Here is a 16,457-nt window from a genome sequence, read left to right as displayed (position 1 = left end):
GTCTCGCTTACTTGATGGTCATCAGCGGACTAGAAAGACTGGGCCGTATAGTCGACCTCATCCTCGTACAGTCCATCTTCAATGGACGCCGTATGCTCCAGAACAAGGCGGCCATCCGTGACCTTGGAAATGTACTGCTTGCCAAAGACCTGATGCGTTTTGCCGTTAAAGAGCTTGTCACCCTGGGGATGATCCTCTGAAGCAGGAAAATCTGTCATCGCCTCCACCGCCTCAATCAGCTTCGTGCGATCAGCCGGTCCTTGATAGTCCGCGGCCTCCATCCCGGCCTTGATAATGTTGAGCGTTTCCCAGCAGCCAAACATATGCGCATAGGTCGACACATTGGCAGGGTCATCAATCGATGCGCCACGATCATCAACGCCCACAGCCGTGCGATACGCCTTTTCGTAGTCAGCCTGATCCGCCTGCGCATAACGCGGCATGCCCTCCCAGAAATACGTCCCCTCAAGGAACTCAAGGCCGGGGCTTTGGATATCAACGGCCTCTAGGCTGTCGATGAACCCGAAAATCTCTGGTCGGCTGGGCCCGAAAAACTCGCCAAGCTCTTTCACAAATGTCAGCACGGCGGGGCCGACCATGACGTGATAGACCACTTCGGTTTCGCGTGGAATGCTCGGGAAGTAGCGCGTGAAGGTCGTCTCAGTCGGTGGAATGGCAATCTTCGCCACAACTTCGCCGCCCTGCGCTTCAATCGCGGCCGAGAAGAAATCGCGGTGATCATGACCAAAGGCAAAGTCGGGGTAGATCATCGTGACCTTCTTGCCGAGGTTGTTACCGACAAAAGGTGCCATCGATTGAACCTGACTTTTGACGTCCGTGATACCCGGCTGAAGCGTGTAGCGGTTCAACATTCCGCTGGCCACATGGTGCCCCTCGGAGACAACAAAATATGGCAGCTTAAGTTCGCCCGCGCGCGGTGCGGACCCAATGACCACATGGCTGAACAAGGTCCCAAAAGCGACATCGCAATCATGCTGGTTGGCGAATTTCTCCAGAACTTCGGCGCCGCGACCCGGATCCGTTGCATCGTCTTCGACCACGATCTCAACTGGGCGGCCGTTGATGCCACCATTGTCGTTGATCCGTTTGACGGCGGCATCTGTTGTGGCACCGTACCAGCGGCCATAAGCGGCGCCGATGCCAGTCGCGTGCTTTTGAAACCCGATCTTGATGGGGGCCGAGCTTTGGGCCTGCGCGAAACCAAGTGATCCCGGCAAAACACCAGTCGCGGCCATCGCACCCGCGCTGGCCCCAAGGCCAAGCAACGTGTTTCGACGATTTATTTTAGTCGGTTTCTTGATCTCGTGTGTCACAGCAAGTCTCCCCAGTTTGGTTTTTGACCTTTGTCGATTTGATGTCAGCTTGTGTGTATGCAAACAAAAAGTCTAGATTTTTTTCAAACACCGCGCGGGCTTGCCAAAAGCCACAGTCCGAAGATCGTGTAAGCAACCATAAGCAATGACAAACCAATTTGAATGCAGAACACGTCACGCCGGTTGTCGCATAGGCGCTCCGCCGCTCTGTGGCTTAGCAACACCGCAAGAATGTGTGAAAAAACAACGACAGCCGCCTGCGAGATCCAAATGACTTTGACCGTGCTCGGAACCGCCAAAAACCCGACCTTGACCCGCATGCTATCGAGCCAAAACAGGTTCCACCCAAGCGCGAGCGGATCGGCCACCGTGGCCAGAACCACCTGAAACTGGACTAGGAAGGTGACCAGATAGTGAGCAAAGTGATACCCGATTGCTATCGGCAGAAGCGAAATTGAAAACGCGATGAACGCCTCCTTTAGGGTGACTTGATTCGCTACATCACCACGCATCACAGCCAAAAGACCAATCCAGACCGAGGCCGCAAAAAGCAAAATCAGAAGCGGTATTGCGCTGAATAGCCCAATCGTCGTTGTCCAAAACATCGCGGTGCGTCCGGGAAATTCCAGTGGGTTCACGCCCACCTGCCCCAGCCACCAGAATGTTTCATACAATCCGTCAAAGCTGCCCGCTGCCAGAAGGATGAGAATGAAAACCGCTTGGCTCATATCCACGCGCGCTGCTTGCCAACCTGGTACACCAAATCTGACTGTTTCTCCGCTGTTAAAAATGCGCACCTTTCCTATGATATCAAAAAGAACGCTGAAGCATTCAACCTGGCGCATCCAGGCTTGCCTGCCAAAAAGGCTCATCCCGACAAGCGTGAACCCCCAATACCCCAGTGTGAAGGTGGCCAGTCTTGTCGGATCGTTCGGGGCGACATCCGCCAGAACAAATCCTTGAAATGCAGCAAACACGACCACCGCTGGCCAAACGGACAAGCGTTCTGGAAGGTGCAGCACCGGTCGGTCCTGCGGATCAATCAACAGGTGCAGGCCAACCCAAGGGTTTGCCCAGCGCCAGATATCAAAGAAAAACCCCTGCACCACAAACAATGCCATCCAAACGACAGTCCATAGGACGAGCGGCAGAAGGTTCGCTTGCGGATCAGTCGGGCCAAACAGCCCGATAGCAACCAAGCCACCCAGCACAAGCGATGCCCCAAGAGATGTCCAATGCTGGGGCGCAAACCAACGCATATCCAGACCCGTGTCTCGCGGCCTGAAGAGCCGCTCAAGCTGGTTTCCCTTCAAGACAAGCAACAGTAATATCGTGACCACGACCGCGCAGGTTCCCGCGGTGATATAGGCCGTCGTCGGAAGCAGCAGAACAAACCCCTGTTCCGCTGCATGTCCCCACGCAGGTCCCCCGAGAACCGAAAAAGTGATAGCGAAAAGAGAAAGGCTCTTTCGAAAGCAATTCATTTTGTTAGCATACACACAATTAGATCTTCGAGGACAAGCTCAATGAAACGATGGATCGCTGTTCTGGCAATGGTTTTGATTGGCGCCGTCGCTTATTTTCAGTTCGCCCCCAAGCAGAATGCAATCACCATCACAGACGCCCGCGCTATCCCAATAGGGAATGGCGGACAAATGTTCATGGTCACGCTGAACATGCAAAACGACGGACCTGCGGTTGCCTTGACCGGAGTGTCATCTCCCACAGGTGCAAATGTTTCGATGATGAGCCCGAGCCGGACCGGACCCTTGGTTGTTCCGCAAAACTCAAACGGTATCCTTGCAATGGATGGCGCCCATATCATGCTGTCTGTGCCCGCTGGCAGCTTCGCAGAAGGCGCATTCCAACCGATCTCACTGATGTTCGATGACGGGACTGAGCTGGCAACCAGGGTAATGCGCCACACGGCCGAAGACGGAATGGGTGCAATGCAGCACGGGATGGCGCATTCGGTTCAGGTTGATCCTTCCCCCATACTCATCCTGCAACCACCCAAAGGTGTCGACGCGGACGGGTTTGACATCACTCTCGACGTCGAGAACTTCGAATTTGTCCTGGTTGAGGACGGCGCGGCGCATGTTCCAAATCAAGGCCATGCCCATATCTACCTCAATGGTTTGAAGCTCGGGCGGTTGTATGAAGACAGTTTTAGTATCGGGGGACTAAAGGCGGGGGACTATACTCTGCGTGTTGGTCTGAACACCAATGACCACCGTCCTTACGCAACAGCGGACGGTCCCATCGAAGCAATGTTCACGTTTCAAATACAATAACCGGCTTGGTCAACCTGCGGTCAGCGCAGGGTTTTAGAGTCCATATTCGCTGACTTCCGCTGCGCATTCCCACGTAAACACCGAACTTGTTCACAAGCCGGTATTGGCGAAATCTCGCTGTTTTTAAGGGCAATCGTGACGGGCACTACGGAAATTGCGGCACAATCCAAGGTAAAAAAGACAAAGTGTTTCCGTCTCAGAAACATCAAACGTCTGCCCATATTTAGACATTATTAACTGTAAAAAATCCCTCCAAAGGCAGCAGGTTTAGCTGTGGTCTAACTAGGTTGAAGGTAAGTCTTGCTATGGGCAATGCGCAGGAAAAACAGATCGAAGACGAAAGTTTCGTAGACGAGCTCGCACCGGGCACGGAACTTTTGCACGGACAATTCAAGATCGAGAAATTTCTGAACTCGGGTGGGTTTGGCATAACATATCTTGCTCGTGACAGTTTGGACCGTCGGGTAGTCATTAAGGAATGCTTCCCGTCATCCTTCTGCCACCGGTCGCGTGCAATCGTGCAGCCACGCTCACGTGCGCACACCAAAGAGCTGAAATCGGTCGTTGACCTGTTCGTCCAAGAGGCACGCAGCCTCGCGAAGCTGGAACACCCCAATATCGTCGGTGTGCACCAGGTATTCGAAGACAATGCCACGGCTTACATGGTTTTGGACTTTGTTGAAGGGCGCGATCTTCTGGATACGCTTGAAGACAAAAACCACGGCCTGACCGCACCACAGATCAAGGGCATTCTTAAAGACGTGCTCGGCGCTGTTGGCTACATTCACAGCCAGGATATCCTGCACCGCGACATCTCGCCCGATAATATTCTGATCGATGCCGACCTGCGCCCCGTGCTGATTGACTTTGGCGCCGCACGTGAGGAAGCGACCAAGAAAAGCCGCGTCCTATCTGCACTGCGCGTCGTCAAAGACGGCTATTCGCCGCAAGAATTCTATGTTCAAGGCAGCGCACAGACGCCTTCGAGCGATCTCTACGCTCTTGGTGCCACGTTCTATCACCTCATCGAAGGTGACGTGCCGCCCAACAGCCAGGCACGCCTCGCTGCAATCGCGGCAGGTGAAAAAGACACGTATGAGCCGCTCGTTGATCGGGTAAAGGGCTACGATAAGAAATTCCTCGCCGCGATTGATAAGTCGCTTGGCATCTTGCCCAAGGACCGCATCCAGTCGGCACAAGAATGGCTTGATATGATGGAAGGTAAGCGCCGGATGTCACGTGTTGTGACCCCGATTGCAGCGCCACCATCTTCCGCCGCAGCCGAAACAGTTGCCGCAGAGAAAAAGCAAAACTCCAAGCTTGTGCCATTGCTCGGCTCTGCCGCAGTCATTGCGATCTTGGCCGTTGGTGGCCTTGTCGGCACAGGCATTATTCAATTCCCAGGTGGAGCGAACTCAGAAGCAGAGGTGGTGGACGCCACCCCAGCCGTAACTCCAACGCAAGACGTCGCTGCAGCCCCGACTGAGGTTGATGCCGACGCTGCAGGAACGCCATCATCTGATGACATCGGCGCGGTAGCGGAAGCGGACACTGCCGTTACCACACCGTCCTTCCTTGATATCATCGGCTCCGGCACTGAAACGCCTCAGTCAGGGGACGGAACACCGCCTGCCGCGACCACAACCGACCAAACAGCCGAGGAAGCGAAAGCGATCCTTCAGGCTGAAATGGAAGCAGCTCAACTCGAAGCCGAGCTAGAGGCAGAAGCGGCCCGTATCGCAGAAGCCGCGGCCGCTCAAGCAGAGGCACAGCGCCAGGCTGAAATCGCTGCCGCAGAAGCTGAAGCGCAACGCCAAGCTGAAATCGCAGCCGCAGAAGCCGAGGCTGCAAGCCTGGCAGAAGCCGCCGCCGCAGAAGCCGAGGCGCAGCGCCAGGCTGAAATCGCAGCCGCGGAAGCAGAAGCTCAGCGTCTCGCAGACATCGCAGCAGCAGAGGCCGAAGCGCAGCGCGCAGCGGAAGTCGCCGCAGCGGAAGCAGAAGCACAACGCCAAGCTGAAATCGCAGCCGCAGAAGCAGAAGCTCAGCGCCTCGCAGAAGTCGAAGCTGCAGAAGCCGAAGCTCAACGCCAGGCCGAAATCGCAGCAGCCGAAGCAGAAGCTCAGCGCCTCGCAGAAATCGAAGCTGCAGAAGCAGAAGCTCAACGCCTCGCAGAAATCGAAGCAGCGGAAGCAGAAGCGCAACGCCTCGCAGAAATCGAAGCAGCAGAAGCAGAAGCTCAGCGCCTCGCAGAAATCGAAGCCGCGGAAGCCGAAGCTCAGCGCCAAGCCGAAATCGCAGCAGCCGAAGCAAAAGCGCGCCAAGAAGAGGCCGATCTAGCAGCAGCAATCGCTGAGACCAAGCGCCAAGCTGAGGCTGCAGCCGCCGCAGAAGCTGAGGCCACGCGCCTCGCGGAAGCAGCTGCCGCAGAGGCCGAAGCGAAGCGTCAGGCGGAAATTGCCGCAGCCTCAACGATTGGAACAACAAATGTCTTGTCGGCATGGTCTCTGGACCTGCCCTTCACCGGCCAGAACGGCACTAACGTAATCGGCGAAGTCGATATCGTGGCACCAACATGGGCCCAGCCGGGCACCAAAGTGGTCGCCGTCAATGGTCAAGCCGTCGAAAGCATGTCTGACATTTCCGACGTCCTGCGCAACAGCGCCCAGCCAAGCGACAACGCTTTGCAGCTGGTCTCGCTGATGCTCAAGCCGGAAGGTGACGGTCAACTCTTTGAACAGACTTGGGAATTCCCGATTGTTCAGGAAACCGCGCTGCTGAACGGCACAAGCTTTGTGACCCGCTTCAACGGGGAAACCTGGACCACAGTGGTCTCGGCCCTGCCAAACGGATCATCTGAGTTTGAGATTGGTGACGAGCTTATCGCCCTGATGACAACATCCGAGCGGATCGAAGATCGCACGTCCTTGAAGGATGTCATCGACCGTGAATTGTCGAACGGTCAAACCGAATTCAGCTTTGCCGTTTCGCGCGAAGGATCAATGTGGGTCGTCGCGATGACCTATGCCGGCGGCGTCTAAGACCGCTTTGAAAGAGTAGTGAAAAGAAAGACAGGACCCATGAAATTCATTCGAGATCTTCTTTCCCGCAAATCCGCGAGCGCGCCCAAACCCAGTACTCTGGCAGAGGATCTCGCAGAGCCGCGCAAAGCGAAGACACCTGAAATCGCTCCGGTGATGGAAGAGATGGCTGCGCCCGATGCTGATAGCGAGGTGACGCTCAAAGTTGTCGCTGACAATGACGCCGAGGCCAAGCCAGCGGAAACACCCGAGGCGCCCGAGCCTGAAGCTCCTGACGCCGCTTCCGCGGAGATTTTGGAAAAAATCAACGCTCAGGTCGCCGATGAGGCCGCGCAAAAGGCAAGTGCCGCGCCGGTCAGCATCTGGGATCTTGATGGCGATGACGCAGCAGCTGAGGTACCAGAAGAAAAGCCTACGCCACGGCGTCGGCGGCGCAATCAAACCCGCTTGCTAGGCTTTGACGACAACGAAGGGGACGTAGTTTCCGCCTTTGAAAAAGCCGAAGCAGTCGCGCCAACCGCACGGGCTAAATTCCCGGTCGGCTGGGTGATGGTGGCCAGTGGCCCCGGACGCGGCGAGTGCTTTAACCTAGAAGCCGGCATGTCGCAGATCGGGCGCGCCGAAGATCAGGCAATTCAGCTCGATTTCGGCGACAATGCGATTTCGCGCATGAACCACGCCGCAATCGTCTACGACCCGGATACCCACAGCTATATTCTGGGGCACGGCGGCAAAAAGAACATCGTTCGGTTGAATGGCAAGCCCGTCATTTCAAACGAGGACCTGAAAACGGGCGACGAGATCAAGGTTGGCGAAACAACCCTGCGCTTCGTGGCTGCGTGCTCGGAAGAATTCAACTGGGTCGATCAAGACTCTAGCGACGAGGAGACAGACGATGTGGCGATCGCCTGAACCCCGATTTGATGTGGCCTCTGCGATTTGCCAAGGCGGTCGCAGCTACCAAGAAGACGCGATTACGACCGACTTCCCGTTCGGCGCCGACACTGGCATTGTCGTGTTGGCCGACGGTATGGGCGGGCACGCGGCAGGCGATGTCGCCTCCAAGATTGTCGTCACTGAGGTCTTCTCAGAGCTGAAGTTCCAAAGCGCGAATTTCGTGCAAAAGGAAAAGGAAATCCCGGATTTCATGGCCATTGCGACGGCCAATGCCAACACCGCGGTAAAAGACCATGTCAAAGAGCACCCAGAGGTGCGCGGCATGGGCGCCACGCTGGTTTCCGTAATCATGGTTGAAAACCGGATGTTCTGGATGTCCATCGGTGACAGCCCGCTCTATCTGATGCGCGGTGGCAAGCTGAGCCAGCTCAACGAGGACCATTCCATGGCCCCGCAGATCGACTTCATGGCCAAACAGGGCCTGCTGGACGAAGAAGCGGCCAAGAACCATCCCGACCGCAACTGCCTGACATCAGTAATCCTGGGCGACCGTGTTGCAAAATCGGATTGTCCGACGACACCGTTTGAGATCAAAGTCGGCGATATCGTTGTCGTCTCCAGCGACGGGTTGCAATATCTTGAGGAAGCTAAAATCCAAAAGATCCTGCATCGCTACCGCCGCCGGAAATCCGCCGAGATCGCGGGCTACCTTCTGGAAGCCATCTACGCCCTCGCGGACCCGGAACAAGACAACGTTTCCTTTGCGGTGATCAAGCTGAACCACAACAAGCCGATGGAACGGGTCATCGCCCCGAAACCAACGGATGTTGTGGAAGAGCACACCTCCAGCGTTACCCGCGTCGTGCAGCTTGACGAGGTCAAGAAAGACATGCCCGCGTTCAAGTCAAAAAACAGCAAGGCCGCGAAAACAGGTAAGGACGTCAAGGAGCCAGAGATCGAGGCCGAAGCAGAAGCCGAGATCGAACCGCCCGCAAAGATTTCAGTCGGAGAGAAGTAAATGTCCGCACAAGGTGACGTGCAGGAAGCGCATCACGACCTGAAAGAGGCAATCGCCTCGGGAACCCTCTCCGCGCCGCTGCAAAGCCGGGCGGAGAGTATTCTGCAACGCATTGAACGCCCGTTCCGACTTGGCGTTCTGGGTTTGCCGGGCAGCGGCAAATCGACTTTGTTGAACCTGCTTTTGGGCACAAATGTCATCCCTGAAGGTCTGCGTCTGCCGACGTTGCAGCTGTCGCATGGCGCCGAGCCGTCGATGCAATGCACCCTGGGCGATGGGTCCACCCAGACGATGGAAGGCAACGATATGACCGCGCTTGCCGCGCTAAAACCGGCTTTCGCGGAAATGTCGCTGCCGCTTCCGTCGCTGACAAAACTTTCAATGATGGAAGTCGTCGCAGGCGCCGACCCAGCAGAGCAGAAACGCGCCATCAACTGGGCCACAAAGCGTATCGACATCGCTCTTTGGTGCAGCAGCGGTAGCTTTGACGAGGACGAGCAAGATCTGTGGAGCTACGCACCCGAGAAGGTGCAAGACCACGCGTTCTTGATGCTGACAAAAGCCGACGACCCCGCCGGACAAGCGACCCTGAGCCAACGTCTTGGCCATGGCAAAGCGCAAGGCCGGGATTTCTTCAAACAAGTGCTGCCAATCGGTACAAAAACCGCCGTCGCCGCACGCAAGCCCGATGGGTCCGTCGACAAAGACGCGCTGCGCAGCTCTGGCGGTATGGCACTGATTTCAGCAATTCTGCGCGACGTTGAAGCCGCGCGCCAAAGCGCCGTGGATCAGGCCCATGTATTCTTGCGTCAGGTCGATTTCTCATCAGCGAAAGCCGCAGCGGTGCCCGAGACGCCTGTCGAACCTCAGGAAGAAATCGCGCCCGTCGAACCAGAAGCTACGGTTGAGCCGGTTGAGGCCGTCGAAACTGTCGAGCCCGTTGCAATCGAAGCCTACGCTCCGGAATCAAAAGCTGCGATTGAGATCGCCGTTGAACAGCTCTCAGCTGAAGGCGGTGTGATGATCGAAGGTCTCTCCGCCGGTACACTGAACGACGCGACTGTGATCGACACTTGCGTCGACACCGTCACTTGGCTGGCGGACTACCTGTCCAATAGCGGCGTCAGCAACGACGCGGTTTACACGCGGACTTGCGACGCTGCCGTTGATGCAGCCGATCTGATCCAACTGATCCAGTTGGAACCCGGTGACAGCGTCGCCTCCGACGCGTTGAGCTTGATGGTGCAGCTGAAGCAGGAAATGCAGACGAGCCTCGCCGCTTAGGACAGGACGTTGATCGGGACACCATTTCGCATACCGAGACTGTTTGTTTCCAATTTAAATCAAATTGGTGCCACAAAAATGCCGCGCGGAGTCAGTCTTACTAACTCTCAGGGGCCTCATGCCAAAGCTGCGGTGGAGCTCTTACTGAGAAAACGAACGAGTATCGACGGACTGTGTGTGGGAGCCGAGCAATGAAAATAGAGAACATCGCGCCTGATGGCGAAGAACCGGTCGACGCACCGGAAGCATATAACACGGATGCCCTGGCGCCCGAGTTTGCGCGCAATGGCCTGGGTGGCTTGGATATGTTCCAAGAAGAATTGCTCGACCTGCGCGAAGCTCTGCTCGACATCGAAAGCTTCGGCGGCCCTGAGGCCACCAAGAAAGCGCAGAAACTTCTGAATTCTCTTGATGAATTTGAGCCCTCGATCACCATGATCGGGCAGATCAAATCGGGCAAGACTTCACTGGTAAACGCCATGGCGGGCCGCCCCGAATTGCTGCCAGCCGACGTCAACCCATGGACCTCTGTGGTCACGTCGTTGCACTTGAATACCCCGGTGACCGAAGCCGGAACCGTCGCATCCTTCCAATTCTTCGACCAATCCGAATGGGACCATCTGGTCGAAAACGGTGGTCGCATCGGCGAGCTGTCCAGCCGCGCAGGCGCCTCCGACGAATTTGAAAAAGTCCGCACACAAATCGCCGAGATGCGCGAGAAAACCAAGGCACGCCTTGGCCGCAAGTTTGAGCTGATGCTCGGTCAGACCCACAATTACCGCCATCTCGATGATGAGCTGATGCAGCGCTACGTGTGCATGGGCGACGATTTTGGTGACCCCGCGCTACTGGACGCGCAAGGCCAGTTCGCCGACATCACAAAATCCGCAGACCTCTATTTGAACGCGCCGTCGATGCCTGTGCCGCTGTGCATCCGCGACACGCCCGGCGTGAACGACACGTTCATGATGCGCGAACAGATCACGATTAACGCGCTGCGCGGCAGCCGCATCTGTGTCGTCGTTTTGTCCGCCTCTCAGGCGCTCAGCTCGATGGATATGGGGCTCATTCGCCTGATCTCCAACGTCAAAGCGCGTGAGGTCGTCATCTTCGTCAACCGCATCGACGAGTTGGCCAACCCTAAGGACGAGATCCCTGAAATTCAGGCCTCAATCCTGAAGACACTGGCCGACAATCACGGCCCGGAAAACATCGAAGTGCTGTTCGGATCAGCGTACTGGGCCAATATGGCGCTGCGCGAAACTGTGGAGGACATCGTTGAAGACAGCACCGCCGCGCTCAAGAACTACGCGGGCGCAAGTGACGACGCACAAGATCTGCTGACAGCCGAACAGGTCTGGGACCTCTCAGGCGTGCCTGCTCTCTATGACGCAATCGCCCGTCGCATTGTCGCTGGCGAGGGCCGCGAGATGATGAACGCGATCCGCAAACGTGCAACGAACCATTTGCACGGGCTTAAAGCGTCAAGCTCGATCGTCTCCCTGCGTCTCAACGACCAGCAATTGAAGATGATCGACCCCGAGATGCTTGGAAAACGGCTCGACGGGATAGAAGAACGCTTCCACGCGACCCTGAACGAACAAATCAACGGGTTGGTCGAAGGCTATTCGCGGCGCATCGAGCAATCGCATAAGCGCTTCCTTGACCGTGCCCTTGAATCCCTGCTCCAGCACCTTGAAACCAAGGGCGAGAGCGAGCTTTGGCAATACTCCCCCGACGGGCTGCGGATCCTACTTCGTTCCGGCTACCAGTCGATGCGAAAGTCTGTGTCCGGCGCATGCGAAGCGGTATTCGATGCCGCCGCAAAAGAGCTGACCCATACCTATCACAATCTGCTGTCGGCAGATGTCGACGGGTTCACGATCACACCGCCTGCAGTCCCTGAATTCCCGCCACCCGTGACGCTGGGCCAAACCATCGCGCTGGATTTGCAAACTTCCTGGTGGGATGGCTGGTGGAAACGCCGCAAAGGGTACCGCGCCTATGCAGATGCATTCTATGAACTGATCGAAGCCGAAACGCTTCCTATCGTGAACGACCTCAAGGATGGTCAGGTAGAGGACATTCGGCGCATGGCGCTGGAAGAACTCAACGAATTCCTGTCCGAACAGGCCGGGATCCTGACCGATGTCAGCAACAAGTCGCAAATCTCGGTGCGCGAACTCAAAGACCTGTTTGGCATCACCAAGCAGGAAGAACGTGACGCATTGTTCGATATTCTGTTCGAAGAATTCGCCGTCGATGATGACATTCCGGCAGAGGCCGAACTTGACACAGATCGCCCGGCGCGGCCCGCCCGCCCGACCGCAACAGCACAACCAGACCACAACGAAGGAGACGCTGCATGACCGACGCAGCCCGCAAACCACGTATTGCCTTGATGGGTGAATTCAGCGCCGGCAAAAGCACATTGTCCAACCTGCTTCTGGGCGCACGGCCGTTGCCGGAAAAGGTGACCGCGACGCGCCTGTCGCCGGTCTGGATGACCCACGGCACCGACGCCCCGTTCCGCGTTGACGTCAGCGGCGCGGAAGAACCCGTTTCCCTCGATCAGCTCGAAGGCATTGATGTGGACGCTACCCGCGTCATTCGCCTGTTTTTTGAGGCCGATATTTTGCAGGTCTGCGACCTGATCGACTTCCCGGGCATTTCCGATCCGAACATGTCGGCCGAGGTTTGGCAGCGCATGCTGGGCGAAGTTGATGCGATCCTTTGGTGCACCCATGCCACACAGGCATGGCGTCAGTCCGAGGCCGCCGTCTGGGAGACAATCCCAGAAGCAGTGCGCGAACGCTCGGTCCTGCTTGTAACGAAATTCGACAAGCTTACATCTGAGCGCGACAAGTTCCGTGTGCTGGCCCGTCTCGGCAAGGAAACCGAGGGCAAATTTGGCGCGACCTTCCCAATCTCGCTGACAGCGGCGCTCGCAGCTGGTGAAGATTTCGAAGCGTTTGAGCAAAGCGGCGGCGGTGCCTTCCTGGAACACCTCATCCCCCTCATTGACGATCTGAACGGCACCGTTTCGGGCATGACCAAATCCGTCTTTGAAACGGCTTCATCACAAGATGTCGAACCGGTCAAATCCCCGGAAGAGACCGCACAGGCACAACCTGAGCCCGCACCCGCCGCGGAACCAAGCGTTGTAAACGCGCCGATGACATCGCTGAAACAGGCGGTCGACACACAACAGCGCGAAGACCCCGCGCCCGCGCAGCCAGACCTTTCGATGGATGACGGCCCCGCCGTGATGGTCGACAGCGCGCAGCCAGTCATCACCGTTGACAGTTCCGAGCCGGTCATAGCTCCGCCCGCCAGTGCCAATGCAGGTCGGATCATGCCCAAGCGAGTGCGCTCCGGTACCGGCACGCCCTCCGCCCGCCCACGCAGGCCAGCCGCAACCGGTCAGGTTTTGTCGATGAGCGATATGGCAGACGACGCATCTTCCGTGCCGCAACGCAAATCTGCAGAGCCCAATCAATTGCGTTCGATCTTCTCGGGCGAGCAAGGCAGCGCAAAAGATGCACCCGCGTCCCATTAAATTCGGCAACAGCCTGCTTCCATTTCAACGGCGATTGCCTTACCCAAGACGGGACAGGTTAACACGTCGGATAAACGATGGTTCAAAAACTACTCGATACATTGTGCGAGCAGGTGACTGGCTGCGAAACGCTGGCCTTTGTTGATTTGGCCACGCGCATGGTTCTGATTACAAATTCTAACACGGCCGAAAGCCAGGACACATTGAACACGATGTGCCTTGAGGCTGATCTTATGCTCGAAGGCGGCAACACCGCTTTCGTGGCATCGCGCGACAAGATGTGGTTGTTCTTGCGGGCATCGCAGGAACCCACAGATGCGCTTTGCTGTGTTTGCGCGTTGGACACGGATTTCGCTGCGCTCGTGCCAAAGGCACAGAAGTGCCTGGACGAGATTAGCGGCGGCGACGCCAATGAATGACGACCTTCAACGCAAACTTGATGCGCTCGCCGAACCCGGCACGTTCAAGGATGGGGCAATGGTGCTTGGTCCCTCGAACTCGCCCTCTGCGATGGCGGAGGTATTGCATACCGTCGATAACACCATTCTGCCCCGCGTCATCGTGCTCTCAGTGGGCGCGTCGTCTGTATCTTTAAACGCCGGCGGACGGCGTCTGCGCAGCGTCGCGAATGCATCGGATGATCTGACCCCGCCGCAAGACGTGATCGGACAAACGCTGTCAGCCGATGAAGGCGATCTGCTTCAAACAGTTGGAAAGCTATTGCAGCAGCTGATGGCCAGCGACGGCACCTTGATGATGAAGCGCACCACCGAAGCCGCCTCATCCGGGCAGTCTGACGCCGGTGTCGGCATCAGAAAGCTGGCGGAGCTTTGGTCGGTCGACGTCGACGCAAAGCCCCCAACTCTGTTGGAACAATTTGAGGCGTTGTTAGGCGACGCTTTTATTGCAAGCGTCGAATTTGACGGGGCGGAGGCGCTCCGCTCCACTGGCGATGCCGCGATCATCGACAGCCTGCAAGGCACCGCGATGCCCAAAATAAGCGAGCTGGAAGCCAAGCTGACTGAAAAGAACATGCAGCGGAAAAAACCCTTTTTGATGTCCGTCGATGGCCGGCTGCCCGACGGCATCTTGGTCAATTTCTTTGTGTCTGAAACAACCAAAGCCTTGGTTGCAAGCGCACCAAATTCAGTCGCGTCCGTCGCCACTGCTTGGGCGCGCGCCTAAACGACACCGTCGGAAATTGTCGGTCAGACCAATAATTAAGAATTGCCGCCAATTTTCCGCGCTTAAGCCTAAAAAACTTCTCATTTCACCCAAAAAACAGAGCGTGGAGTAAGGAAACCCATACCCTCGCGAAGGTGCTGCGGGCGTCCTTGCAACAGGTTGCGCTTACCCCGCGACCGCTTGTGAAAAGTGTGAACGAGGACCTTGTTAGTGAAGCGCCACCAAACCACCCGAAATAAATCCGCGCTCTGTGGCGCAGCACTTGCAGCCGCAACGCTGTTTCCGACCACAGGGTTGGCAGAAACCGTCAGATTGAAATCCGCCGACGGCACTGTGAATTTCGTGGCAGAGCTGATCGACTTCCGCGATGATCACTACTACGTCAAAACCGGCCTGGGCGATCTGCGCATCGCAGCCTCCCGTGTCCGTTGCGAGGGCGACGCCTGCCCCGTTTTTGAAACAACAACCGCCGATGTCACCTTCGCCGGGTCGGATACGGTTGGACTTGGTGTTATGCCGCTCCTTATGGAAGGCTACGCCTCATTCCGCGACGCGGAGGCCACCATCACCAATACAAATGGCGAAATGCTGGCGAAGCTGGTCGCGCAGGATGGGTTCGGGGAACCCGTCGGCAGCTATTTGGTGACCCCAACCTCCTCAAGCACTGCATTTAAAACGCTGCTCGATGGTACCGCCGACATCGGCATGGCGTCGCGCCGCATCAAACCCGAAGAGGCCAAAGCGCTCGAAGACAGTGGCGCCGGGCAAATGATGGCGGCGGCGCAGGAACATATCATTGCTGTCGACAGTCTGGTCGTCATCACCCATCCCAAAAATCCCATCGATGCCATCACAATGGACCAACTGCGCGATGTCTATTCCGGCGCAATCACAAATTGGTCGCAGCTCGGTGGGGTGGACCAGCCAATCACGTTGATATCGCGTCAGAGCGGATCGGGCACACGTGCCGTGTTCGAAAATCGGCTTTTCGCGGACAGTGACGCCAAACCAAAGCGCGATGCGCTAACCGCAGAGAACCACAACGAAATGGCCGCCATGGTCAACCGCGACGAATCCGCAATCGGATTTGTCGGCTACGCGTTCCAGCGCGGCGCCAAGCCTTTGAAACTTATTAATGAATGCGGCATCTTGACCAGGCCTGACGCGTTCTCAGCCAAGACCGAAGAATACGCCCTTCAGCGCCGGCTCTACATGTACACGCGCAAGGACCGCCCCTCGGAAAGCGCTTCCTCGTTTCTCGATTTCGCCATGTCGCCAAGCGCTGACAACGTGATCGCGAAAGCGGGTTTCATCGATCTCGGCATCAAAACCAAGCCCCAATCCGGGCGGAGCGCCCGGGCCGAAGCCTTGGCTAATCCGACCGCCGATCCGCTCGAAGAAGACACAATGCGCGATATGCGCGCCCGGATGGTCAACTATGATCGCCTTTCAACCACATTCCGCTTTGATACGGGGTCCTCGCTACTGGACGGGCGGGGTGAACTGGATATGGTTCGCCTCGCCCACTACCTTGCCGATCGGCCCCAAGGGACGCGCGTCATGTTCGTGGGCTTCACCGACAGCGTCGGCGCCTTTGAAGACAACCGCGCCCTCTCCACAGACCGCGCCGGTCAGGTGCTCAAAACCTTCTCCGACATTGTCGGAAACAACCTGCCCGCCATTAAAATGGGGCATATAGGTTTTGGCGAAATCGCACCAACCGCCTGTAACACCACCGAAACCGGTCGCGCCGTGAACCGCCGTGTCGAGGTTTGGATCAGCAAAGGTTGGAGCTGACGGCACAAAGAAACGGCGCGCCAGCACAGCGCGCCGTTTCTTTGATTTAAC

At 56.9% G+C, this 16,457-nt stretch carries 12 protein-coding genes; 10 read left to right on the top strand and 2 right to left on the bottom strand.

Features of this window, described 5'->3' with window-relative positions; translation table 11 throughout:
* Nucleotides 1-29: 29 nt before the first annotated feature.
* Both ACZ1G7_RS12915 and ACZ1G7_RS12910 read right to left on the bottom strand, forming a co-directional pair.
* Nucleotides 30-1,322: an ABC transporter substrate-binding protein gene (locus ACZ1G7_RS12915; protein WP_472663729.1), complete on the bottom strand. Its 1,293-nt coding sequence runs from the start codon at nucleotides 1,320-1,322 to the stop codon at nucleotides 30-32.
* Between the two features lie 95 nt (nucleotides 1,323-1,417).
* A complete protein-coding gene (locus tag ACZ1G7_RS12910) occupies nucleotides 1,418-2,179 on the bottom strand; it encodes a hypothetical protein (protein ID WP_472659800.1) in 762 nt (253 codons plus the stop codon).
* A 681-nt stretch (nucleotides 2,180-2,860) separates the two neighbouring features.
* Between ACZ1G7_RS12910 and ACZ1G7_RS12905 the strand changes: the two genes are divergently transcribed.
* The 10 genes from ACZ1G7_RS12905 (at nucleotide 2,861) to ACZ1G7_RS12860 (ending at nucleotide 16,406) form a co-directional block, all read left to right on the top strand.
* Entirely contained in the window at nucleotides 2,861-3,628 is a 768-nt protein-coding gene (locus ACZ1G7_RS12905) for a copper chaperone PCu(A)C (RefSeq protein WP_472659799.1), read from the top strand.
* A gap of 305 nt (nucleotides 3,629-3,933) precedes the next feature.
* Nucleotides 3,934-6,666, top strand: coding sequence for a serine/threonine protein kinase (locus ACZ1G7_RS12900; protein WP_472659798.1), 2,733 nt, complete (start codon nucleotides 3,934-3,936; stop codon nucleotides 6,664-6,666).
* A gap of 39 nt (nucleotides 6,667-6,705) precedes the next feature.
* Nucleotides 6,706-7,578: an FHA domain-containing protein gene (locus ACZ1G7_RS12895; protein WP_472659797.1), complete on the top strand. Its 873-nt coding sequence runs from the start codon at nucleotides 6,706-6,708 to the stop codon at nucleotides 7,576-7,578.
* On the top strand, nucleotides 7,562-8,581 hold the full coding sequence (locus ACZ1G7_RS12890) for a PP2C family protein-serine/threonine phosphatase (protein ID WP_472659796.1): 1,020 nt from the start codon (nucleotides 7,562-7,564) through the stop codon (nucleotides 8,579-8,581). Before ACZ1G7_RS12895 ends, ACZ1G7_RS12890 begins: the two co-directional genes overlap by 17 nt.
* Nucleotides 8,582-9,865, top strand: a complete 1,284-nt coding sequence (locus ACZ1G7_RS12885) for a hypothetical protein (protein WP_472659795.1) — start codon at nucleotides 8,582-8,584, stop codon at nucleotides 9,863-9,865. It abuts the gene before it with no gap.
* A 191-nt stretch (nucleotides 9,866-10,056) separates the two neighbouring features.
* Nucleotides 10,057-12,234, top strand: coding sequence for a dynamin family protein (locus ACZ1G7_RS12880; protein ID WP_472659794.1), 2,178 nt, complete (start codon nucleotides 10,057-10,059; stop codon nucleotides 12,232-12,234).
* Nucleotides 12,231-13,424 carry a dynamin family protein gene (locus tag ACZ1G7_RS12875; protein ID WP_472659793.1) on the top strand — a complete coding sequence of 398 codons (1,194 nt, stop codon included), beginning with the start codon at nucleotides 12,231-12,233 and terminating at the stop codon, nucleotides 13,422-13,424. The genes ACZ1G7_RS12880 and ACZ1G7_RS12875 overlap by 4 nt, the downstream gene beginning before the upstream one ends.
* A 77-nt stretch (nucleotides 13,425-13,501) precedes the next feature.
* On the top strand, nucleotides 13,502-13,843 hold the full coding sequence (locus tag ACZ1G7_RS12870) for a hypothetical protein (protein ID WP_472659792.1): 342 nt from the start codon (nucleotides 13,502-13,504) through the stop codon (nucleotides 13,841-13,843).
* Nucleotides 13,836-14,609: a hypothetical protein gene (locus tag ACZ1G7_RS12865; RefSeq protein ID WP_472659791.1), complete on the top strand. Its 774-nt coding sequence runs from the start codon at nucleotides 13,836-13,838 to the stop codon at nucleotides 14,607-14,609. Before ACZ1G7_RS12870 ends, ACZ1G7_RS12865 begins: the two co-directional genes overlap by 8 nt.
* Before the next feature lie 210 nt (nucleotides 14,610-14,819).
* Nucleotides 14,820-16,406, top strand: a complete 1,587-nt coding sequence (locus ACZ1G7_RS12860) for a phosphate ABC transporter substrate-binding/OmpA family protein (RefSeq protein ID WP_472659790.1) — start codon at nucleotides 14,820-14,822, stop codon at nucleotides 16,404-16,406.
* Nucleotides 16,407-16,457 lie beyond the last annotated feature (51 nt).

This window comes from Litoreibacter sp. JB4-2 (assembly GCF_055693445.1).
Note: the sequence above shows the minus strand (reverse complement) of the source record. Positions and strands in the feature narration are given on the sequence as shown.